This is a genomic window from Pseudonocardia kujensis (assembly GCF_021283305.1).
In the GTDB taxonomy this organism is placed as follows: Bacteria; Actinomycetota; Actinomycetes; order Mycobacteriales; family Pseudonocardiaceae; genus Pseudonocardia; species Pseudonocardia kujensis.
The window spans coordinates 48,069-70,009 of sequence record NZ_JAJSOK010000021.1 but is presented as its reverse complement, the minus strand read 5'-3'; the positions used below and the strand labels follow the sequence as shown (position 1 = coordinate 70,009).

16 protein-coding genes are annotated in these 21,941 nt (G+C 70.5%); 2 read left to right on the top strand and 14 right to left on the bottom strand.

Annotation, left to right across the window (positions count from 1 at the left end):
- Window positions 1-29 precede the first annotated feature (29 nt).
- From LWC35_RS16870 to LWC35_RS16835, 8 genes are all read right to left on the bottom strand, one after another.
- Window positions 30-827, bottom strand: coding sequence for an acetoin reductase (locus LWC35_RS16870; RefSeq protein WP_232871090.1), 798 nt, complete (start codon window positions 825-827; stop codon window positions 30-32).
- 52 nt (window positions 828-879) lie between these two features.
- Complete coding sequence (locus LWC35_RS16865; RefSeq protein ID WP_232871089.1) at window positions 880-2,661, bottom strand: flavin-containing monooxygenase; 1,782 nt, start codon at window positions 2,659-2,661, stop codon at window positions 880-882.
- Window positions 2,662-2,735: 74 nt separating this feature from the next.
- Window positions 2,736-3,776 carry a helix-turn-helix domain-containing protein gene (locus LWC35_RS16860; protein ID WP_232871088.1) on the bottom strand — a complete coding sequence of 347 codons (1,041 nt, stop codon included), beginning with the start codon at window positions 3,774-3,776 and terminating at the stop codon, window positions 2,736-2,738.
- A 244-nt stretch (window positions 3,777-4,020) separates the two neighbouring features.
- The gene (locus LWC35_RS39285; protein WP_308194568.1) at window positions 4,021-4,815 is read right to left on the bottom strand and encodes a vWA domain-containing protein; all 795 of its coding nucleotides are present in this window, start codon (window positions 4,813-4,815) and stop codon (window positions 4,021-4,023) included.
- A gap of 194 nt (window positions 4,816-5,009) precedes the next feature.
- A complete protein-coding gene (locus LWC35_RS16850) occupies window positions 5,010-5,918 on the bottom strand; it encodes an AAA family ATPase (RefSeq protein WP_232871087.1) in 909 nt (302 codons plus the stop codon).
- Window positions 5,919-5,970: 52 nt separating this feature from the next.
- A complete protein-coding gene (ribB, locus tag LWC35_RS16845; RefSeq protein WP_232871086.1) occupies window positions 5,971-7,092 on the bottom strand; it encodes a 3,4-dihydroxy-2-butanone-4-phosphate synthase in 1,122 nt (373 codons plus the stop codon).
- A gap of 76 nt (window positions 7,093-7,168) precedes the next feature.
- On the bottom strand, window positions 7,169-7,669 hold the full coding sequence (locus tag LWC35_RS16840; protein WP_232871085.1) for a flavin reductase family protein: 501 nt from the start codon (window positions 7,667-7,669) through the stop codon (window positions 7,169-7,171).
- Window positions 7,670-8,063: 394 nt separating this feature from the next.
- Window positions 8,064-8,954, bottom strand: a complete 891-nt coding sequence (locus tag LWC35_RS16835; RefSeq protein ID WP_232871084.1) for an SMP-30/gluconolactonase/LRE family protein — start codon at window positions 8,952-8,954, stop codon at window positions 8,064-8,066.
- A gap of 1,029 nt (window positions 8,955-9,983) precedes the next feature.
- Between LWC35_RS16835 and LWC35_RS16830 the strand changes: the two genes are divergently transcribed.
- Together LWC35_RS16830 and LWC35_RS16825 are read left to right on the top strand one after the other, a co-directional pair.
- A complete protein-coding gene (locus LWC35_RS16830; RefSeq protein ID WP_232871083.1) occupies window positions 9,984-11,051 on the top strand; it encodes an LLM class flavin-dependent oxidoreductase in 1,068 nt (355 codons plus the stop codon).
- 407 nt (window positions 11,052-11,458) lie between these two features.
- Window positions 11,459-13,243 carry a sigma-54-dependent Fis family transcriptional regulator gene (locus LWC35_RS16825; protein ID WP_504939077.1) on the top strand — a complete coding sequence of 595 codons (1,785 nt, stop codon included), beginning with the start codon at window positions 11,459-11,461 and terminating at the stop codon, window positions 13,241-13,243.
- 330 nt (window positions 13,244-13,573) lie between these two features.
- On the opposite strand, the gene LWC35_RS16820 is transcribed toward LWC35_RS16825, so the two are convergent.
- From LWC35_RS16820 to LWC35_RS16795, 6 genes are all read right to left on the bottom strand, one after another.
- Window positions 13,574-14,407, bottom strand: a complete 834-nt coding sequence (locus LWC35_RS16820) for a mycofactocin-coupled SDR family oxidoreductase (RefSeq protein ID WP_232871081.1) — start codon at window positions 14,405-14,407, stop codon at window positions 13,574-13,576.
- An 865-nt stretch (window positions 14,408-15,272) separates the two neighbouring features.
- Entirely contained in the window at window positions 15,273-16,460 is a 1,188-nt protein-coding gene (locus LWC35_RS16815) for an amidase (protein ID WP_232871080.1), read from the bottom strand.
- Window positions 16,457-17,641: an amidohydrolase family protein gene (locus tag LWC35_RS16810; protein WP_232871079.1), complete on the bottom strand. Its 1,185-nt coding sequence runs from the start codon at window positions 17,639-17,641 to the stop codon at window positions 16,457-16,459. Before LWC35_RS16810 ends, LWC35_RS16815 begins: the two co-directional genes overlap by 4 nt.
- Window positions 17,638-18,867, bottom strand: a complete 1,230-nt coding sequence (locus tag LWC35_RS16805; protein WP_232871078.1) for an MFS transporter — start codon at window positions 18,865-18,867, stop codon at window positions 17,638-17,640. The genes LWC35_RS16810 and LWC35_RS16805 overlap by 4 nt, the downstream gene beginning before the upstream one ends.
- A 5-nt stretch (window positions 18,868-18,872) precedes the next feature.
- Window positions 18,873-20,183, bottom strand: a complete 1,311-nt coding sequence (locus tag LWC35_RS16800) for an NtaA/DmoA family FMN-dependent monooxygenase (protein ID WP_232871077.1) — start codon at window positions 20,181-20,183, stop codon at window positions 18,873-18,875.
- An 80-nt stretch (window positions 20,184-20,263) separates the two neighbouring features.
- Window positions 20,264-21,919, bottom strand: coding sequence for an ABC transporter substrate-binding protein (locus tag LWC35_RS16795; RefSeq protein ID WP_232871076.1), 1,656 nt, complete (start codon window positions 21,917-21,919; stop codon window positions 20,264-20,266).
- Window positions 21,920-21,941: the final 22 nt, after the last annotated feature.

Genomic DNA, 21,941 nt, shown 5'->3' with positions numbered 1-21,941 from the left:
CGAGGTCGACCCGCGCACCGCGGACCGCGTCAGTTGAACTGCATCCCGCCGTCGACGATCAGCACCTGACCGGTGACGTAGTCGGCGTCGGGACCGGCCAGGAACGAGACCACCTTGGCCACGTCGTCGGGGGTCTCGATGCGCCCGAGCAGGATCTGGTCCACGTAGGCCTGCCGGTTCGCGCCGATCGGCTTCCCGTTGATCTTGTGCAGACCCAGGTCGACCTCGTCCCACATCGGGGTGTCGACGATGCCCGGGGCGTAGGCGTTCACCGTGATCCCGTGTGGCGCGAGCTCCTGCGCTGCCGCCTGCGTGATCCCTCGCACGGCGAACTTCGTGCCCGAGTAGACGCCCAGCAGACCCGCTCCCCGGATCCCCGCGACGGAGGCCGCGGAGATGATCCGTCCGGGCCGGCCGAGCCGGGTCAGCTCCGCCGCGGCAGCCTGGATGCCCCAGACCACGCCGTTCACGTTGACGCGGAGGATCTGGTCCAGCTCGGCCTCGGTGACCTCGGTGATCTGCTGGACCTGGGCGATGCCGGCGTTGCTGACCATCACGTCGAACCCGCCTAGCGCGGCCGAGGTCTGCTCCACCGCGCGGAAGACCTGATCGCGGTCGGAGACGTCGGTCTCCAGGGCGATCGCCTTGCCACCGATCTCGGCGATCTCGGTGACCACCTGGCCGACCGCCTCGGCCTGGACGGCGAGATCGGCGACCCCGACGCTGAACCCGTCGCGGGCGAGGCGCAGGGCGATGGCCCGGCCGATTCCCCGGGCGGCGCCGGTGACCAGGGCCACCTGGCCTTCGACGTTCCTGTCTGTCGTCATGTGAGCTCCTCAGCGACTGCGATGGGAGAACCGGAGGGGGATGTGCCGACCGTCAGGCCGGGACGAGGCCGCGCAGGCGCGCGGTCAGCTGGAGCGCGAGGATCCGCGAGTAGTAGCGGGCCATCGCCAGGTTCCCGATCAGGAACCACAGCCCGGGGTGTCCGGTGGGCCGCCAGGTGCCGTTGAGCTCGCCCTCCTCGTCGAGCCCCCAGGCGTCCTTGACCTGGCCGGAGACCGCCGGGCCGAACAGCGAGGTGACCTGGTCGCGCAGCGTGTCGTAGCCGGTGGCGAGCACCACCAGGTCGGCCGCCAGCTTGCGGCCGTCGGTCAGCACCACACCGTCGGGTTCGAACCGGTCGATCCCGGCGCCCTGGGCGACCTTGACCTTGCCCGTCGCGATCAGCTCCGAGCCGCCGACGTCGATGTAGTAGCCGCTGGCGGTCTGCAGCACCTTCATGAACAGCCCGCTGCCGTTGGGGCCGTAGTCGAGCGCGAACCCGGCCTTCTCCAGCCCACCGAGCAGGTCGGCGTCCAGCTCACGGAGCCGGTCGGTGAGGCCGACGTGCAACTCCCCCAGCAGCAGGAACGGGTAGGACGCGAACAGGAGGTCGGCGTCCTCGGTCTTCGGGCCACCCTCCACGAAGAGCGGGTCGAACAGCCCCGGGATGCCGTGCTCGGTGCTGATCACACAGGTCGAGGATCGCTGGACCATGGTGACCCGCGCGCCGCGGTGGTACAGGTCCTGCGAGATGTCATGGCCGGACGTCGCCGCGCCCACGACGACGGCTGTGCGGCCCTCGACGTCCTCGGTGCCCCGATAGCCGCTGGAGTGGACGACCGTCCCGCGGAAGGTGTCCTGCCCAGGGAACCTCGGCTGGCGCGGCCGCCCGTTCAGCCCTGTCGCCATGACGATGTGCGGGGTGCGGAACCGCCGCTCGCTGCCGTCGGCCCGGCGGACGACGGCCGTCCAGATGCGCTCCTGCTCGTCGTAGTCGGCCGAGAGCAGTGTGGTGGAGTTCCAGACGTTGATCTCCATCGCGTCGGCGTAGTACTCGAGCCAGCCGGCGATCTTGTCCTTGGGCATGTAGATCGGCCACGTGTCCGGGAAGTTCAGGTACGGCATGTGGTCGAACCAGACCGGGTCGTGCAGGGACAGGGACCGGTAGCGGTTGCGCCACGCGTCGCCGACCCGCGGGTGGCTGTCGATGACGAGCGCGTCGACACCCATCTGCACCAGGCGGGCGCCGATGGCCAGGCCGCTCTGACCGGCGCCGATGACGAGCACCTCGGGATCGCGGTCGGCGAACTCGCGCTCACGGTCGCGCAGCTCGGGCCACGAGGGGCCGGAGCGGCCGTGCGGGTTGCCGACCGGGCGACGCCTGCCCACCCGCTCCTCGAACCCGGTCAGCTCGTGCAGCGCGGTCAGCACGGTCCAGGCCCGCCAGATCCCGTCCTCGCCGGAGGTCAGGCGCACCACCCCGCGCCCGCGACCGAGCGCGGTGTCGAACTCGAAGATGGCCTCCACGAGCTGCGAGCCGTCGCCGGTGTCGACCAGCTTCGCGCCGTCGGGCAGGGCGAGGCCGCCGAACCCGGCTGCTCCGGCGCGGGCGAGGACGAGGTCGGCCACGGCGCCGGGACCGCGGGTGGTGTGCACGTCCTGGTCCAGGACCAGCTGGTCGCGCCACCAGATCTCGGGCCCGAGCAGATCGATCAGTCGGTCGCGGTCGCTGCTGTCGATGGCCTGGGTGAGGTCGTCGAGCCATCCGCCGGCCAGGACGGCGGGGTCGAGCACGGCCGAGGGAACGGAGTCGACGACGGGTTCGGTGACGGTCATGGGTCTCCTCGAGTGAGCTGTGGGCAGCAGGAATCGCGTGACCGGTGGTCACCGGTCACGAGTCGATACGGCGGTCAGCGCCGGATGCGGTAGCGGGCGAGTTTGTCGTAGAGGGCGCGGCGGGACAGGCCGATCTCGTCGGCGGCTCGGGACTTGTTCCCGCCGTGTCGGTCCAGCGCGGCGACGATGACGTCGCGTTCCGCCCTCTCCAGTGGTGTCCACGGGTCGTCGGCCGACACGACAATCGGGGTGGGAGCCGTCGCGTCGGGTGAGGGGTCGACTACCAGCACGGCGCCGTCGGCGAGGGTTCCGGGGGTGACCGGGTGGATGCGCGCGAGGGTGAGCGCGTCGATGTCGATCACCGTCGCGAGCGGTCCGGCCGCCACGAGCCGGTCCCACAGGTCGTCGTGCTCGACCGCGATCTCATCCGAGATGGCGATCCGGTCGTCCACCGCGACGAGCGGCTTGCGGGTGCGGTGCCTCCACGCGAGGTAGGTTTCCAGCAGTCTCCGCTGCTGGGCCCCGGCCTGGTTGCGCAGCTCCATGGTGACGGCCGCGACCATGGAACGGACGACCAGTGGCAGGTGCGGGTTCGCGTCGGCGGCCCGGACGCTGACGTTGACGATCCCGCAGACCCGCCGCGTCAGCGGGTGCACCACCGGTGCGGCCGAGCAGGCCCAGCCGTGCAGCTTGGTGGCGAAGTGCTCGGCGCCGACGACGGTCGCGGGACGGTCGGTCTCCACGGTCGTGCCGCCGCCGCTGGTCCCGACCGCGTCCTCGGCCCAGCGGACGCCCACGCGGGCGTCGGCGGCGTCGAGCTCGCGCGCCAGCTGCGCGTCGGTCACCCACCGCCACATCACCACCCCGTCGGGATCGAGGAGGTGCATCGCCGTCCGGTCCCCGACCAAGGGCTCCGCGATGCTCTCCAACACCGGCGCCGCCGTGCGCTGGAAGCGGCTGTCCGAGGCCACCGGGATCTCCGGCAGATCCGGTCGTTCGGGATCGACCCCGCTCCAGCGCGAGCGGCGCCACGAGAGCAGGACCTCGTCACGCACCCCGGTGGGTGCGGGGTTGCCTTCGAGAAAGGACTCCCATGCGCGGATCACCGACGTCATGTGCCCTCCCACGGCTGCAGCGGCGTGACACAGGTCATCATGCGCGATCAGCGGCCCTGTGGGGCGTGAAGATTCTGCACACCCACCGCGTGAGCCCGGTCGAGAGTTGGCACCGCTTCGCCACCGGATGCGTCGAGAGCAAACCGTCGTACAGGCGGTTCGGCCGGAGAAGGGAAACACGCCGTAGGTCCCCTCGCAGCCGTTTCCGACCGCTTAGCGCGGCGCCGCCCACGACAGAGCTGTTCTATCGGTTGAGGATGCGGTTGAGCGCGGGTGCGACGTCGCGATGGGTCGCGACGGGCGAGAGGATGCCGTGGCCGAGGCGGGCGAGGTCGCGGCCGAGGGGGAGGTCGTGTTCGCCGTCGGTCTCGAGCAGGACGTGCAGCTCGGGGAACTGGCGGGCGAGGTCGCGGGGGTCGGGGCCGGCGTTGTGCACGGCGTCGGTGAGCAGGATGGCGGTGCGCCGGCGGGCGGCGGAGCGGGCGAGCTCGGTATGGGCGACCGAGAGCCCGAACCCGACGTTGGTCAGGCCGCGAGCGGGGATCCGCAGCAGGGTGTCGAGCAGACGAGACGGGGGAGCGGATTCGGTCAGCCTCTTGATGACGGCGGCGTCGGACCAGAAGGCGACCAGCGCGAGTTGGTCCCCGGCGCCGGAGAGGTCCGCACTGAGGGCGGCGACGGTGGCGGCGGCGATGCGGACCTTCTCCCCGCGCATGGAGCCGGACACGTCCACGATCAGGACTGCCGCGCGGCGGGAGCTCATCCGTTCGCGCACGATGACGTCGGTGTCCTCGGGGACCGGATGTTCGGCGAGCATCTCGATGGTCTTGTCGAGGTCGATGTCGTCGGAGCGGTAGGCGTAGGGCACCGAGGCGAGGGCGCCGGTGCCGCGTTCGGCGCGGGCGTCCCGCGGGCGGCGGCGCACCGACAACCGACGCGCGATGGCCTGCGCCATCGACGCCACCGCAGGATCGGGCGCGGTCTCCTCCAGCAGCTCCGAGAGCTCCTTCTGGGTCGCCTGCTGCGCGGTGACCAGCACCTCCTGCCCGCCCGCGGGCAGCTCGGTGTCGCCCTCCCCGCGGTCGGGGTTCAGCTCGGCGACGACCGGGGTGCCCTTCCCGTTCTGGAAGAGGTCGGGGGCTTGGTCGAGTTTCTTGGGTTTGCGGCGTAACGGTCGTAGGGTTCGTCGCTCACCGGGTTCGGCGGTGGGCAGCGCGACGGCGTTCGGGACGGTCAGGCGGTGCGGGCCCGGCGCTGCCCGCCGGGGGCGGAGAAAAAATGGTTCTCCCAGATCTCGGTGATCACCTGTTCCGGCGTGACGTCGGAGGCCTCGTCGACCCCGACGCGTGCGGACAGCGCGAGCAGCGCGGCGTCGAGCACGACCTGGGCGCGCCCCGAGTGATCCGACGCGGCGTCGGGCGTGATCTTCTGCAGCTCCACGGCGATGGCGACCAGGTCGATCGCCCCGCGCACCGACGAGCCGCGCCGCAGCTCGGGGTGGCTGCGGGTCGCGCGGGTGAGCTCGACGCCGTCGGTGATCAGCTGGGCGTCGGTGCAGCCGGTGCGGCGGGCGACGATGTCGCTCTCCTCCTGCGCGGTCTGGTAGCCGACGGCGAGGCGGTTCCAGCGGTCGTAGACGGAGTCGGAGATCCGCGCGGTGCCCACGTTGTCGAACGGGTTCATGCTGGCCAGCACCCGGAACGTGGACTCGGCGGCCATCGTCCCGACCCGCGGCACGGTCACCGCCCGCTCGGCCATCGCGCCCAGCAGCACGTTGAGGGTGTCCTCGGGGGCGCGGTTGAGTTCTTCGATGTAGAGGAACCCGCCGGCGCGCATGGCCTCGACCAGCGGGCCGGGTACGAAGTTCTCGGCGGAGTAGTCCTCGGCCAGGACCCGGGCGGGGTTGTGGTGCCCGACCAGCCGGGCCGGGGTGAGCTCGGCGTTGCCCTCCACCAGCACGAACGGCACGCCCCAATGCTCGGTGACCGCCCGCAGCATGGTGGACTTCGAGGTGCCGGGTGGGCCCTCCAACAGGACGTCCCGGCCCGCGGCCACAGCCGCCAGCACCAGCGTCAGCTCCCGCTCCCGCCCGACCACCGCCCGTGCGATTGTTGCTCTCGTGTCCTGAAGTGCCGTGGTCATCGGGGAACCCCCAAGCTCGGTATGCCGCCTACTCTCGACGCGGGCCATCGGGTCAGTCGCCGGCGACTGCGACGGAACGCGTCGCCGATGCTGCGATCGTCCGCGCGACGTTCATCGCTGGAGAAAGCCGGACGTCGGTTCGCGGCGACTGCGCGGCGAGGACATGTGCCGCACTCGCTCCACGAGGAGGGTTCGCCGCCGCCGAGTCGTGGCGGCAGAGATCGTCGAAGATGCCGGAAGCGATGATCTCCGGTCCCCGTGCCGGCACCGGGTCCGGACGCAGGAGCCCACATGACGAGCTCCCGCCCAGACCTCGCAGGTAGATGATGACGCCGCGGCCGGATTCTCCGAACGTACGCAGGGCCTCGCTCAGCTCGCCGTGGCAGGGGCACGTGGCGGCTCCGAAGACGTCCCCGAGCAGGCATTCGTGGTGAATGTGGACCGGGACGTCGGGATCGACCCGACCCGCCGTGAGCACCATGTGCTCGGTTTCGGTCAGCCGCTCTCGGTAGCCCAGGGCGCGGAAGGTGCCGAACGACGTCGGCATGGCGGTCTCCGCGACACGGACGAGCCGGGCTTCGTGCTGTGTCCGGTACTCGACGATGTCGGCGACGGAGAGAAGGACGAGGCCGTGCTCGTCCGCGAAGCGCACGAGTTCGTCGCCTCGCGCCATCTCACCCGGTCGCTCCCTGGAGACGATCTCGCACAACGCCCCGGCGGGAGCCAGTCCGGCCAGGCGGGCCAGGTCCACCGCCGACTCCGTGTGGCCGGGTCGTTCGAGCACCCCGTTCGGACGTGCGCGCAGCGGTACGACGTGACCGGGGCGGGCGAAGTCCTGGGGGCCTGCATCGGCAGAACCCAGAGCGGCGATCGTCGCGGCGCGCGACGCGGCGGAGATGCCCGTGCCGGTCCCGTGCAGGTCGACCGTCACCTGATAGGCGGTCCGGTAGTGGTCCCGGTTGTCGTGCGTCATCGGGGTGAGGCCGAGTCTGTCGCACGCCTCGCCGGGGAGGGCGACGCACAGGAAGCCGGAAGTGTGTCTGACCGTGAAGGCGACCAGCTCCGCGGTCGCGAGCTCGGCGGCGAAGATGAGGTCTCCCTCGTTCTCACGCTGTTCGTCGTCGGTCACGACGACGGCCTCGCCCGCCTTCAGGGCTGCCAGGGCGGCGCGCATGCGTTGTGCCGATGTGGTCGTCGGAAAGCGTCTGGTCACCGGAGGTCTCTGTTCTTGCTGCGGAAAGGCCGTGTTCTCAGGTCGTGGCGAGTCGACGGAATCGACTCGCGTGGAAGACGAGCGGCTCGGTCTCTGGGCTCACGCGGATTCCGTGGATCCGGAGGAGGACCACGTCGTGGTCACCGGCTGGGATCTCCGCGTGAAGGCTGCAGTCGAGCCACATCGTCGCCCCCTCGATGAAGACGCCGCCGTCGGCGTGCCCCATCCAGTCGGTCCCGTCGAAACGATGAGCCGCGTCGCCGGCGAGCCGTCGGCAGATGTCCTCCTGGCCGAGGGCCAGGACACTGAGGCCGAGGCGCCTACCCGTACGCAGAAGTGGCCAGGTCGTCGACTCGTGCCGCATGTTGACCGAGACGAGCGGGGGTTCGACGGACACGGTCGTGAAGGAACTGGCCGCCACACCCACGGGGAGGTCGTCGACCCGGGTGCAGACCGCGGCGACTCCGGAGGGAAAGGAACTGAAGGCGCGCCTCAGCTGTGCCTCGTCGACTACCGGATCGAACAAGGGGAAGTCCATTCGTGTGTGGCTCGCGTGGAACGAGGCGGCTTGACCATCGCTGAGAGTGTGTTGTGCCGGTCGATCGGGTGGGCTCCCCAGGCCGTCCGGGCGAGACCCGGAGCGACCTGCACCCTCCTGTGTCGAGGCAGTCGGAACGGTGACCCGGGGTGGGTCGCACGAGCCGCCCGGCCGAACGCCGTTCACGGCGGCGTTCTCAGCCGGCTCAGCGTTGAACTCAGCCGGCTCAGCGGAGTTCCCGTCGACGAGGAGCCCACTGGTCCCGGGGAGACGTTCCCGCACCGTAGGTGTGGCGTCGGCCGGGCGGCTCGTGAACATCGGTCGCGCGCCTCTCAGGTCGGTGGAGCCACGCTCGGCGTCGATGGAGATCTCGTGCCGAGCGTGGGGGAAGGGGTTACGGACGGCCGCCGTGGGGCACGTCCACCCGCACGGTCAGCAGCCGGGACTCGTGCGTCGCCGCACGGGCGGTGGGATCGAAGTCCGGGGCGGCGCAGAGGAACAGGGTTCGACCGTCGTCACCGCCGAGCATGCAGGCGAAGACGCCGCTGTCGACCTGGATCTCGTCGACGACGTTTCCGCCCTCCTTGACCCGGATCACCTTGCCGCTGAGCGCATCGGCGATCCACAGCGCTCCCTCGGCGTCGAGACAGCAGCCGTCCGGCGCCACCTTGACCTGGCTCAGCATGGTGCCGAAGTCCGGCCCGACCGGCACCTCCCCGAACTGGGCCCAGACCCGCCGGTTCTGCAGCTGTCCACTGTCGTCGATGTCGAATGCCGTCACCCGGTTGGCGAAGGTCTCATCGACGATGAGCACGTTGTCGTCGGTGACCACGCTGCCGTTCGGGAAATGCAGACCCTCCGCGGCCACACTGACCGTGCCGTCGGGGTCGACCCTGGTCAGCGTCGTCGGAGCCGGGTCCGCCCCGGCGCCCAGGTCGAAGCCGAAGTTCCCCACGTAGGCCCGCCCGGCGGCGTCGACGACCATGTCGTTGAGGTTTCCGCCGACGTGGTCCTTCAGGTTCGCGTGTACGACGACGCGGCCGTCGTGCTCGCGTCGGAGCAGGGTGTGGTCGCGCGCCGAGACGACGAGCAGCTGTCCGTCGGGCAGCCAGCCCAGACCGCCCGGCTGGTTCGGGACATCGAGCTCGGTCCGCAGGTCCGACCCGTCGGCGGCCGCGGAAAGGACCCTGTTCGTGTAGAAGTCAGAAAACCAGATCCGGCCTTCGTGCCACCGCGGGCACTCCGTGAAGGACATACCGCTGACGATGGTGGTCAGTTCTCTCATGTGCGAGGTCCTCTCTCAGTGTTGCCAGTGCAGGGCACGCTGGCCCTCGGCTCCGCCCGACGGGTCGCACGATCGACGAGTCCGTTTTCTGTGCGCGAAGCCGCCATGCCACCGGGATCAGCGCAAGCGAGCCACCGCGGGAAGCATCTCGGAAAAGGCGATCGTCGACGTCGGGAACGGCCGGCAGGTTCCGGCATGGCAATGGCGGGTGAATGTCGCCGTCGCAGTTCCGATATGCCGCATCGGTCATCCCTCTCTCGCCTGCACGCACGGACGGGGGTCACCGACCTGCTGCGTACCGCCGACAGCGGCGCTAGGGGTGCGGCGTCGCTGCGGCATTCCTCCGTATGGTGTGACCGACGAGCGAGCCCTGGGGTTCGATGGATCGGGTCACGACTCTCGCACTGTCCCACTCGACGGGCGGAACGGGTTGTAGCATCCTGCGACGGTCCCCCGGGAGGGTGTGCGTTTCAGGTGTAGCGCATCGCTACATCGCTGTTGCGGCACCTGTCCGTAGCCTCGTTGGTCGAGGCAGTCGGACGAATGGTGGTCGCCTTTCTCGAAGGCGATAGGACAAAGGAGTTGACACCGTGAGGTCTCTCGTGGGCGAGTTTCGTCTCTCCGCTCCCCGGTCACGCACCCAGCCGGACTCCTGATGGGCCGTCCCGGGGAGTAGCGATCCGTCCGTCGAGTCGGACGGACGGCACGACCTCGACACCCGCAGCGCGCCTCGTCGACGTGGTCGTGAGGTGCAGTCGAGTCCCCGGCGTCGATCGTCGGCAGGTGTGCCCCCGGACCGATGTCCACTGCGCGATCCACACCGAGGCCGTTGGTCGAGCGGCGTCCGCCGACCACGGTTCCGACCCTCTGCCCCCGCTGCGGGAATCGCCACGACCGTGGTGAGTGCATGACGTTCTCCCGGTGAAGCCGTCGTCACGTCGACCCCGACGACCTCGTGGAAGGCCGTGAGGACCTCGCGGAGCAACACAGTTTCGCCCGATCAACCCATCACAAGAACGGAGATCTGCCGTGAAGGCGAGCCTTCAGCTTCTCTTCCAGAACCACGACACCGGCATGTCGGACGCGGAGCTCTACGCCGCGGAGCTGCGCCTCGCCGAGCTGGCCGAGTCGCTCGGCTACTCCGCGATCTGGTGCATCGAGCACCACTTCGACGGTGACTACTCGATGTGCCCGGACAACACCCAGCTGCTCTCGTACCTGGCCGCCCGGACCGAGAGCATCGAGCTGGTGCCCGGCGCGATCATCCTGCCGTGGTGGACCCAGCCGCTGCGGGTGGCCGAGAAGGTCGCCCTTCTCGACATCCTCGCCAACGGTCGCGTCCGTCTCGGCTTGGGCCGCGGTCTGGCTCGCAGCGAGTACGCGACCATGGGCATCGACATGAGCGAGTCGCGCGAGCGGTTCGACGAGGCTGCCGAGCTGGTGCTGAACGCGCTCGACACGGGTGTCGCGGTCGGCGACGGCCGCTTCTTCAAGCAGCCCGAGGCCACCCTCGCCCCGGCCCCGCCCAGGGGCTTCCGGGACCGGATGGTGTGCATCGCGATGTCTCCCGACTCGCTGAGCGTCGCGGCCAAGTTGGGCGCGGCCATGGCGACGTTCGTCCAGTTCCCGATCGAGCAGCACGCGCCGCTGATCTCCACCTACCAGGAGGAGTACCGCAAGGAGCAGGGCGTCGATGCGCCGCCGCCCACGCTGACCGAGTTCGTGGTGTGCACCGAGGACGAGGAGGAGGCCAAGCAGCTGGCCACTGAGTACATCTCCCGGTACTTCACCACGGTCATGCGCCACTACGAGTTCGCCGGGGTGCACTTCGGCGACACGAAGGGGTACAAGTCCTACGACGCCGTCGCAGCCATGATCCGCGAGGCCGGCCAGGAAGCGGCCGCGGAGGGCTACGTCAACGCCCAGACCTGGGGCACTCCGGACCAGATCATCGAGAAGATCAAGGCGCGCCGCGCGGTCATCGGTGACTACGACCTGAACTGCGCCTTCTACTACGCGGGCATGCCCATCGAGAAGGCCGAGGCCAGTATGCGCCTCTTCAGCGAGAAGGTGCTGCCGGAGCTCAAGGCGCTGTAGGGCACGGCAATCCGGAGGGGCCGGTCGACCGCTGTCGACCGCGCCGCTCCCGAAGGTGGGCCGGATGGTCGGCCGGCCCACCTTCGCCGGTCGGAGAGCAGGCGCGAGGCCGCTCCACGGCCCGCCGACTCCTCGGCCGCGATCCCTCGTTCGACGTCGGCGCGACCGGGCGGACAGGACGGCTGGGTCTCGCTCGATCGCCCCGATGGGCACCGTCCCATTTCGCTACAATCCGTCGCAGATGGATACAGGTAGCCTCCTCCGGCGCGGAGGCAACCCGCTTCGCACGCTGCCAACGGAGGCGGACGGAGGCTCTAGCTCATGCTGTTGCGGCCGTGGAAGGCATTGTCGTGGGGAACGCCGGCCCTCCCCGCAGGTTCCCGGCGTCCTGGCAACGGGTCCCTCTCATGAGTTGGCTCCGCGAGTTCTCACAGGCCCGTGACGACGTCCTCTCGTCCTCCGTGGCGCAGGTGCCGTCGCCCCCGAGACTCATCCGTCCCACGGTCTACGACTCCTGGCGGCGGTCACGACTGCAGGGGCTGCATCCAGAACGGGTCGAGCCTCGCCATCTGCTGGAGTCGGAAGCCGACAACTACCTGGCTCGCGCCGTCGCGCCGATCGTGGACAAGTACGAGGCGGCGCTGGAGCACGGCGCCTACGCCCTCGTACTCACCGACCGAGACGGCCGGCTGCTCAGTCGCTGGGTCAAGGACCCGGCGCTGGCCGCTGTGATGGACAACCTCGGCGTCGCCCCCGGCACGAACATGGACGAGTCGACGGTCGGGACCACAAGCCTCATAGCCATGCTGACCGGCCGGCCCGAGATGATCAAAGGTCCCGAGCACTTCTCCGAGAAGTTCCGTGACTTCAGCTGCTCGACCGCGCCGATCATCCACCCCGTGAACCGCCGGCTCCTCGGAAGCGTCTCCCTCATCTGTCGGCTGTGGGACACAGCTCCGATCATGCTGCCGTGGATCATCGACTTCGTCGCCGCGGTCACGGAGGCGTTGCGGATCAGGGCCTCACACCGCGAGCAACAGCTCCTCGATGCCTACACCGCACACAACCGGGACGCTCGTCACCCCGTGGTCGCACTCGACTCGAAGACGATCATCACCAATGCCGCGGCGGCCCGGCTCCTCGGCGGAGTCGACCAGAGCTTGCTGTGGGAACACGCCCGCCGCAGCCTCGTCGACCGTCTGCAGGGCCCGACCACGCTCACCCTGCCGGACGGGCAGGTCCTGACGGTGGACTGTCGGGCGGTCTCCCACGAGACCGACGACGCAGGCGCGGTGCTGATGATCAAGAAGCAGACCCAGCCTCGTCGGGCCGTCGAGGGCACCACGACGGCGAGCGGGTTCGCCCAGCTCCCGCGCCTGGTCGGTCGGAGCGCGGCCTGGCGGGCGTTCTGTCGTGACGCGGCGGAGCACAGGGGCAGCCGGACACCGATCCTCGTGACCGGCGAAGCCGGCTCGGGGCGGCTCGCCGTTGCACAAGCTCTTCAGGGCTGGCGGGACGTGCGCGTCATCGACGCCGCCGACGCGTCGTCGCGTGGAGATGCGAGATGGTGTCGGGACCTCGAGGCCCTCCTCGACGCTCCGGACGTGTCAGTGGTGATCAGACATGTCGAGATGCTCGGTGCGTCGTCCGCCCTGGCGGCCCTGGCGACCCTTCGCCGACGGCCCCCGCACAGGCTTCTGGCCACCGCGGAGAAGCTGGCGTTCGACTCGACGAGCCACAACGCGTTGCTCGACTCGTTCACCGCTGTGCTCGAGGTACCGCCTCTGCGAGATCGACTCGAGGACTTCAACGACCTGGTTGCTCACCTGACGGAGCGGGTTACCGGTGGTGCTGCACAGGTGCAGTGGACACCCGAGGCGATTCAGACCCTCAGCCGTCTGGACTGGCCGGGGAACCTGAACTCGCTCAACGCACTTGTCCGTAGGCTCGTCGTGGGGCGGTCGAGCGGACGCCGAATCGGTGTGGAGCACCTGCCGCCCGAGTACCTCGCTCGAGGGGCCCGACGCCCGCTCGCGAGCCTGGAGCAGACCGAAGCCCAGGCGATCATGAATGCCCTGCAGGCTGCGGGCGGCAACAAGAACCAAGCCGCGCTGTCGCTCGGGATAGCCAGGTCGACGCTCTATCGGAAGGTCCGAGCTCTTGGTCTGGACCTCTCGTCCGCCGTCTATTGACGGGATCGCCCACCCTCGGCCGAGGTGCGGAGGACCGGGCCACATGCACCCGGATGGTGCCGCCGTACACCTCGGCGGCAGCCGGGCTCGACTGAGCACCGCGTCACCCAGCCGTCCCCGCCTATGGTCAGGGTCGAGTACGTCGGCGTTCTCCGAGCTTTGCACGCGTCTGGCCGCCTATTCGTGGCTCACCAGCTCAATGTTGCTGGTCGCTGCAGACCGGCGACGCGCCGCCCCGGCGACGGGGTGCAAGGATACTTGGCCCACCGAGGGGCGTCGGAGAATCCTTGCCCCCGTCGCCGTTGCGACGCTGGGGAACCTAGCGGTCGATCAGAGCAGGTAGCTGCCGGCGTCGACCGACAGCGCCGCACCGGTGATGTACCGAGCCTCGTCGCTGGCGAGGAACAGCACAGCGTTGGAGATGTCGATCGGTTCGACCCAAGGGATCGGCAGCAACTGCAGCCCGCTCGACGCCTCGGCGAACTCATCGCGGGTAGCACCCGACTTACCTGCGAACAGGTCGTAGATGGGCTGATTGTGGATCATGTCGGTATTGACCTGGGTGGGGTGGACACTGTTCACCCGGATGTTGGCGGGTGCCAGCTCCATCGCCAGGGTGCGGGTCAGTCCGACGACACCGTGCTTGGCCGACACGTAGTGCGCCATGTTGGCATATCCGCGCACGCCCGCCACCGAGCTGGTGAGGACGAGCGAGCCACCGTTGCCGGCGGCCTTGATGTGGGGAATCGCTGCTTTGACCGTGTGCCACACACCGCTCAGGTTGATGTCGATCATCGTGCGCCACTCGTCCTCGGGTAGCGACTCCGCGGGCGTGGGGGTGCCGACGACACCGGCGTTCGCGCTGACGATGTCGAGTCGCCCGAGCTGGCCGACGCCTTCCTCGACCGCGGTCTTGACCGCGTCGAAGTCTCGCACGTCCGCCTTCTTGGCCACGATTCGTCGGTCGAGGGCCTCGACCTGGCGCACCGTCTCGGCGAGGTCGGCCTCGGTTGCAGGCGGGCTCACCTCGTAGGGAACGCCCTCGCAGATGTCAACCGCAATGATGTCGGCACCCTCCTGGGCCAGCCGGAGCGCGTGCGAGCGCCCCTGGCCGCGTGCAGCGCCAGTGATGAAGGCGACTTTGCCCTCAACTCGTCCAGCCATGATCTTTCTCCTCTTGCATCACTCGATGAATGAACTCGCCCGCGAAGGGCGTGGCATCTGGTTGGAAGGTCTTACGTGTAGAAGAATTGGGGCGATCGTCGGCGCTTAGCGATGGGGTGGGCGACGTGGACGCAGTGCCGGAAGGGCGTGTAACAGTCATGCAAATGTGAGCCGGTTGCTAGTCGGATGCGTTCAACCGCGCTTGCACTTCAGTGCGACATGTGTGTCTAATCGGCGGTCAACGTGAGGATTCATGGCCCAGCGTTCTGCGCCGTACCGCAAGTTCTGGCTGTTCAATCATCGCAGCGGAGCATCGCATCTCGGAGGTCGTTGAGGTTGTAGCGATCTGCGACGGTGGGCAGCCCCGCTGGCTTTCGCGAATCCCCGCCTGACCGAGGTGCGGAGCGTCTGTCATGGGTGGGAGGCCAGGGGGCGTCTCGTTCAGCGTGGACCTCCCGCAGCTGCGCAGCGACGCCAGCGAGCAGGCCGGGCACTCGGTCACGCTTCATCCGTGGGCCGAATAGGCAATCCATGGCGGGTGGTTGTGTAGTAGGGCGAAGCGGAGTAGTTGGGCAGTCCACGTGGGCGATCGTGGCGTCGCCCGCTTCCACGATCGGGCGCCGCGGTATTGCTGACATCGACAGTCAGTGGTGGCCGGTGGACGTCGACGGTCTTCGCCGCGGGCTGCGCAGCTTCGCGACGCACCATACGTACCAGGCGAAGGCCCGACCCGAATGGGAGGCCAGCCTTCGCCAGCTGTCCGGACTCGGAGACTGCGGGGTCTCAGCTCGAACCCGTTGACCTCACCAGCGGACCTTTAGTTGTGTGGGAAGAGGTGAGCTCCTATCCCCGCAACTCACTATCGTCACCTGCCTTCGAGGACGGTGGCCAGGCGGAGCAGGATCTCGTCCGTCCCGGGTGGGCCCAGCAGACCGATGCCCAGCGGGCGGCCCGCCACCTTCGCCAACGGCAACCCGACGACCGGGGCGCCGGCGATGCCGGCGAGGCTCGTCAGCCGCAGTGTCGCGGCCCGGATCGCGGCCGCCCCGGGTCCGGCCAGGTCCTCGTGGTCCGGGGCCGGGCTCGCGGTGCTCGGGACCACGACGATTGTGGTGCCGTCGTCCCAGGTCTGGTGCAGGACCGCGGCGAGCCGCGCGCGGTCCCGCCGGGCCTGGGCGAGGCGCCGGTCGTCGACGTCGGCGCCTGCCCGGAAGCGGGTGAGGACGTCCGGTGACACCCGTTCGGGGTGCGCCCGCAGCCAGGCCCCGCGGACCCGCCACGCCTCGGCGGCCTGGATGGTGGTGAAGACGGTGGCGTACTCGTCGAGCGGCACGCCCAGTCCGGTGCGGCTGATGTCGAGGCCGAGGTCCGCCGCCGCGGCGGCGGCGCTGCCGAGCACCGCGTCCGCGACGGCGGCGGGCAGCCCGGCGAGCACCTCGTGCAGCACCACCAGCCGACGCGGCCGCGCCGTCCGGGGCGCGCCGTCCAGCAGCACGGACCCGACTGTGGCCGCCAGGTCGGCGTCGCGGGTGAACCAGCCCACGGTGTCGAAGCTGGGGGCCAGGGCGGTCACGCCGCGCAGGCTCACCCGGCCGTGGGTGGGTCGGACCCCGACCGTTCCGCAGTACGAGGCGGGTACCCGCACCGAGCCGCCTGTGTCGGTTCCGAGCGCGAACGGGACGAGACCCGCCGCCACTGCCGCGGCGGACCCGCTGGACGAGCCCCCGGCGGTCGCCCCTGGCACGGCGGGGTTCGTCGAGGGGCCGTAGTGGGCGTTCACCCCGGCCAGGCTGAACGCGAACTCGTCCGTGTGCGCCTTGCCGACACAGTCCGCACCTGCCGCGGCGAGCGCGGCGACGACCGGGGCGGACCGGGGCGCGGGCGCCTGTCCGGCCAACCAGGTCGGGTTGCCCGCCCCGGTTCGGCTGCCGGCGACGTCGATGAGGTCCTTCACCACGTACTCGAGGTCCTGCAACGGGCCCTGCGCGGCACCTGTGCTGAGCCGCCGGACGCCCCCGCGCAGGAAGGGCGATGACCGGGTCGGGGCGGTCATCCGACCCGCTCCACCACGGCGGGCGCCTCGCGGACCGCGTCGAGTGGCTCCTCGGCGTCGAGGACCAGCAGCGGGGCGACCGAGCCGGGCTCGATGCCCCATGGCCCCAGCCCGAGGATCCGCGCCGGGACGTCGGACACCGCGGACAGGAGCCGGGCCAGTCCCGGCGAGTCGCCGATCTGGGCGACCAGGGCCGCCAGCCAGGCCACGCGCAGCAGCCCGCCGCCGCCGACGGGGGTGAACGCGTTCTGGTGGTTGTTGCTGGCCAGCGCGGTGGAGACGCCCGCGTCGAGCAGTGCGCGCAGCGGCGCCAGACCACGCGCCCCCGGCCGCTCGGCGGTGCGGCCGGACAGCCACAGGTCGGTGGTGGGGATCGCGACGAGCGAGATGCCGAGATCGCGCAGCCCGGCCAGCACGCTCGCCCGCCGCTCGGGGGAGAGCGCCGACAGCGCCGTCATATGGCCGACGGTGACCCGGCCCTCCAGGCCGGACCGGGCGACCCGCGGCAGCACGAGGTCGACCTGCGCCGCGGCGGCGTCGTCGGTGAGGTCCAGGTGCAGGTCGACGGGCAGGCCGCGGTCGGCGGCGAGCCCGAACACGAGGTCCAGGTGGCCCTCCGGGTCGTCGTCGGCGTAGGGACAGCCGCCGACGACGGTGCAGCCGTCGTCGAGGGCCCGGGCGAGCCGCGCGCCGGCCCCGGGGTCGTGGGACGTCCCGTTCTGCGGGAACGCCACCAGCTGGACGGCGACGTCCGGATGGTCGGTGGCCACCTTCCGGTGCAGCTCGACCACCGCGGGGTCGATGCCGACGTCGATCTCGACGTGCGCCCGCGCGGCGACGGTGCCCTGCCGGCGCATCGAGCGGAGAACTCGCTCCATCCCGGGCTCGATGATGGCCGTGCCGAGCTCGGCGCGCAGTGCGCGGGTCGCGGCCATCGCCGCGGCCACGTCTCCGCCCTCGAATGCCCCGCGCGCCTCCAATGCCGGCAGTACGTACGCCTTGTCCAGGTGGACGTGGGCGTCGACCAGGCCGGCGAGGACGACCCGGCCCCCCGCGTCCACGCCGTCGGTCCCGTCGACCCGGCCAGCGGCCCGCTCGACGGCGGTGATCACCCCGTCGGACCGGTGGACGTCGTGGAGCCCGGTCCGGCCCAGCAGCCGGGCGTTGCGCAGGACGGTCATGACGGTTCTCCCTTGGAGGTCGACAGCGGAAAGGAGACGCTCAGACCCGGCCCAGGCGCGCGTCGGGCCTGGCCGACGCACAGCACCCCGAGGGCGGCGGTCACGGCGGCGGCGATGCCGAACATGGCCCGGGGCCCGACTGCGTCGAGGGCGGCGCCCGCGAGCAGACCGAGCACGAGCGACGCGGCGGCCGCGCCGGGGAAGGTCGCCGCCAGTCGCATCGCCGGGCTCGGCCCCGACGGGTTGCCCACCGCGAGCACGTTCGTGGAGCCGATGCCCAGTCCCAGCGCCAGCCCGCCCGCGAGGGAGGCGACCGTCAACAGCGCGGGCGCCGGGAAGAGGGCGGGTACTGCGAACGAGACGACGGTCGAGGCCACGACGGCGGCGACCGCCCCGGGCAGCGCCAGCCTGCGGACCACCCGGGCGAAGGTCAGCCCGACCGCGACCGCGACGAGGTCCCGTCCCACGATCAGCGCGGTGATCCACAGCGCGGGCCGGTCCACCCGGTCGAGCAGCACAACGGGCAGGAACGAGTTGCCGAGGATGAACACGGCCGCGGTGTTCACGTTCACCAGCGTCGACGCCCGCAGCTCCGGGTGCCGGGCCAGCGTGCGGACCTGGTCGACGTAGCTGCCCCGCAGCTCCCGCAGCGTGGGCGCGCGCCCGGCCGCGCGCGGCAGCAGTAGGCAGACGACGAGCCCCGCCGCGGCGACCCCGACGAGCGCCCACATCCCGGTGTGCCACACCCCCAGCGCCACCACGCCGCCCGCGACACCGGTGCCGAGGATGGCGGCCAGGCGCTGGCCGGCGGCGTTGCGGCCCTGGGTGCGCACCGGGTCCCGCAGCATCCCGATCTGGGTGAGCGCGGCCGAGGTCATGCCGGCCTTCGCCACGCCGTAGCCGACGAGGGCGAGCACCCATGCCTCGCCCGGGACGAAGGTCAGCAGCGCGAGCGCGACCAGCGAGCCGAGCGCCAGCAGCCCGGACCAGACGGCGACACCCGCGGGGCCGCGCAGCTCACAGGCCCGCGCGGCGGGCGCGGCGACCACAATGCCGACGCCCTGGGCCACTGCGATGGCGATCCCGAGCGTCAGCCCCCCGGCCCCACGCGCCTCGGTGAGGACGACGGGGACGAGGGTCTGGAAGACGGTCTCGGTGAGGACCGCGAAGAACATCACCGACAGCGCGTGCAGGGGCGCCGGTGAGCGTGCGAGGGACCGTTCCACGGCGGTCAGAACGCGAACAGGTTGTCGCGGAACCGCTCGCTCGCGTAGTCGGTGCGCGTCAGGCCGAGCCGCTGCAGCTCCGGCGCGAGACCCTCGGTGACATCGAACAGGTGCTTACGCAGCGCCCCGTTGTCGGTGGAGATCAGGAACCCGTCCCCGCGGCACTCCTCGTTGATCTCCGCGAGCCGGCGGGCGACCTGACCGGGGGTGCCGATGAAGTCCTCGGTGCGGGTGTAGCCCTTCACGATCTCACGCAGCGTCCGACCGTCCTTGCCGCGCAGGAACTGGGCGAGCGTGCCCTGCTGGCCGTTCGTGGTGAGCTCGCCGAGCGGCTCGTCCAGGTCGAACTGTGCGAAGTCGATGCCGGTGATGCTCGACATGCCTGCCAGCATCGCGACGATCCGCTCGTCGCTCAGGTCCGCGGCGCGGGCCCGCAGCTCGGTGGCGCCCGCCTCGGTCTCGACGATCTTGACGCCGATCACGAACAGCACCTTCAGCGCGTCCGACGGCCTGCCCGCCGCGGCCACGCGGGAGCGCATGTCGTCGCGGAGCGCCTTCATGTCCTCGAGCGAACCGGCGGAGCCGAGCATGATGTCCGCCGTGCGGGCGGCGAAGTCCCGGCCCTGCGGCGAGCCGCCCGCCTGGCTGATCACCGGCCTGCCCTGCGGCGGCCGCGGCGTGTTGAGCGGTCCGCGGGAGCGGAAGTACTTCCCGGCGAAGTCGACGCGCCGGACCTTCGTGGGGTCGGCGAACATCCCGGCCTCACGGTCGTTCACGATCGCGTCGGCGTCCCAGGATGCCCACAGCTCGTCGACGAGCTTCACGAACTCCTCGGCCATCCGGTACCGCTCGTCGTGCAGGAAGTGGGTGTCCAGCCCGTAGTTCTGGGCGGCCGTGTCGCTGGTCGAGGTCACCAGGTTGGCCCCGGCCCGTCCGCCGTTGAGGTGGTCCATCGTGGCGATCAGCCGGGCGGCCAGGAAGGGCGGGTAGAAGGAGGTCGACATGGTCGGGAGCAGCCCGAGCCGGGAGGTGTGCTGGCCCAGGATCGCCATCAGCGGGACCGGGTCGTTCTTCGGTGCGCGGAACGCGTTGCGCAGGTAGTAGTCGGGGGAGGAGCCGTAGTCCTCGGGGACGAAGGAGGAGTCCTCCATGACCAGGCAGTCGAAGCGGGCCCGTTCGAGGGACCGGACCATGTCGACGTAGTAGCCGGGGTCCGCCCAGTCCCGGGCGACGTGGCCCGCCCACTCGGCGTTCCACCCGGCGGGGGAGAACCCGCTGCTGTGGAACCAGCCGAGGTGGAACTTCGGATCCGACATGAGGCGTCCTTCCGGGGAGGGTGCGTGCGTGCGGGTGGAGGGCGCCGGGGCCCGGGGAGGGCCGAGCCCCGGCGGTGACCTCAGGAGGTGGCGGGCTTGGGCGAGAGGTACTCGAGCCGGGCGTAGGGCTCGGGGCCGAAGGCCACGCCGGTGACGTCGGGGGACACCGCGACCGTCCGGCCGAGCACCGCGATCGGGATCTGGTGCGCGCTCTCGGCGATCTTGCCCTGGATGGTGGCGTAGGCGGCCTTGCGGCCCGCCTCGTCCGACGAGAACCGGAACTGCTGCTGCAGGGCGTCGACCTCGGGGTCGGAGTAGCGCGCCCAGTTCGACGCGCCCTGCGTGGTGGCCCACTGCTGCATGAAGGTGTCCGGGTCGTCGAGCCAGATGGTGGCGTTCGACAGGTAGATGCCGGTCATCTCCGGGTTGCCGCCGTTGATGTGGCCCTTCCACATGGTCTGCAGCTGGGAGCCGGGGCGGGCCTGAAGGTCCAGGGTGATGCCCGCCTGGGCGAAGGACTGCTGCATGAGCAGCGCGGTGTCCTCGTTGTACGCGACGTCGGCGTTGTACCAGAGCTTGACCGTGACCGGGCCGGTCCCGGCCTCGGCCAGCAGCGCACGCGCCTTGTCCAGGTCGGTCTGGTAGCGGTCCCAGTCCTTGGTGCCGAAGGGGTCCTGCGGGTTGAGCACGGTGTGTGCCCGCTGGCCGCGGCCGGAGAACGCCGAGGAGATGATCTGGTCGTACGGGGTGGCGTAGGCGATGGCCTGCCGGACCCGCGGGTCGGCGGTCGGCCCGGTCTCCGTGCTGACGTCCATCCGGAGGATGTCGGCCACCTGCTGGTTGACCACGGTGAACCCGTTGGCGGCCAGGTCGTCGAACTGGCGGCCGGTCACGCCGGTGGAGACGTAGTCGACCACACCGGTCTTCATCAGGCCGACCGGGTCGGCGTCACCGGTGATCCGTAGCACCACGGTCTTGTAGGCCGGGTCGGTGCCGTTCCAGCGCGGGGTTACGGCCTTCAGCACGATCTGCTGGCCCGGCTGGCGGGACTCGATCGTGTAGGGGCCGGTGCCCGCGACGTTCTTGCTCAGCCAGTCGCTCGCCCACGGGTCCTCGGCGGTGACGTGCTGCTTGGCGACCTGGGAGTCGATCACGCCGAACTGCAGGAACCGCAGGTTGGGCAGCGAGACCGGGAGCTGGGCCGGCGCGCCGGACGGGTCGGTGAAGGTGATCGACACGGTGTGGTCGTCGATCACCTGGATCTGGTTGCCGTCGCGTAGACCGGCGACGCCCGCCTGGTTCTTGCCGTTGCCGCCGACGGCGGGCAGGCGCTCGAAGCTCCACTTCACGTCGTTCGCGGTCATCTTGTTGCCCGAACCGGGGAAGGTGACGTCGTCGCGGAGGTGGAAGGTGATCGTCGGGCCTGCGACGTCCCACGAGGTCGCGAGGCCGGGGGTGACCTCGAGGCCGTCCCACACCTGCGTGCCGTCGGGGCCCGGGTGCATCTTGAGGTTGACCAGCCGGTCGTAGAGGTTGAGCACCAGCTCCTGGTCCTGCGAACCCAGGGTGTTGGCGGGGTCCAGGCTGTTGACGTCGGACGGGATGCCGACGACGACCTGGGACTGGTCGGTCGTGCCCGTACTCGACGTGCCGGAACCACACGCCGCCATGGTCAGGGCGAGCACGACCGCCCCGACGACGGTCGCGACGCGGGAGCGTCGCCGGACTGCGAACACGAGAACCTCCGGGGGAAGGGGT

What these genes read in the sequence shown, in the direction of transcription:
- LWC35_RS16860 (WP_232871088.1), bottom strand. Translation starts at nt 3,776, where the DNA reads ATGACGTCGGTGATCCGCGCATGGGAGTCCTTTCTCGAAGGCAACCCC.
- LWC35_RS16815 (WP_232871080.1), bottom strand. Translation starts at nt 16,460, where the DNA reads ATGACCGCCCCGACCCGGTCATCGCCCTTCCTGCGCGGGGGCGTCCGG.
- LWC35_RS16865 (WP_232871089.1), bottom strand. Translation starts at nt 2,661, where the DNA reads ATGACCGTCACCGAACCCGTCGTCGACTCCGTTCCCTCGGCCGTGCTC.
- LWC35_RS16835 (WP_232871084.1), bottom strand. Translation starts at nt 8,954, where the DNA reads ATGAGAGAACTGACCACCATCGTCAGCGGTATGTCCTTCACGGAGTGC.
- LWC35_RS16810 (WP_232871079.1), bottom strand. Translation starts at nt 17,641, where the DNA reads ATGACCGTCCTGCGCAACGCCCGGCTGCTGGGCCGGACCGGGCTCCAC.
- LWC35_RS16820 (WP_232871081.1), bottom strand. Translation starts at nt 14,407, where the DNA reads ATGGCTGGACGAGTTGAGGGCAAAGTCGCCTTCATCACTGGCGCTGCA.
- LWC35_RS16800 (WP_232871077.1), bottom strand. Translation starts at nt 20,183, where the DNA reads ATGTCGGATCCGAAGTTCCACCTCGGCTGGTTCCACAGCAGCGGGTTC.
- LWC35_RS16840 (WP_232871085.1), bottom strand. Translation starts at nt 7,669, where the DNA reads ATGGACTTCCCCTTGTTCGATCCGGTAGTCGACGAGGCACAGCTGAGG.
- LWC35_RS16870 (WP_232871090.1), bottom strand. Translation starts at nt 827, where the DNA reads ATGACGACAGACAGGAACGTCGAAGGCCAGGTGGCCCTGGTCACCGGC.
- ribB (WP_232871086.1), bottom strand. Translation starts at nt 7,092, where the DNA reads ATGCGCGCCGCCCTGGCAGCCCTGAAGGCGGGCGAGGCCGTCGTCGTG.
- LWC35_RS16850 (WP_232871087.1), bottom strand. Translation starts at nt 5,918, where the DNA reads ATGACCACGGCACTTCAGGACACGAGAGCAACAATCGCACGGGCGGTG.
- LWC35_RS16825 (WP_504939077.1), top strand. Translation starts at nt 11,459, where the DNA reads ATGAGTTGGCTCCGCGAGTTCTCACAGGCCCGTGACGACGTCCTCTCG.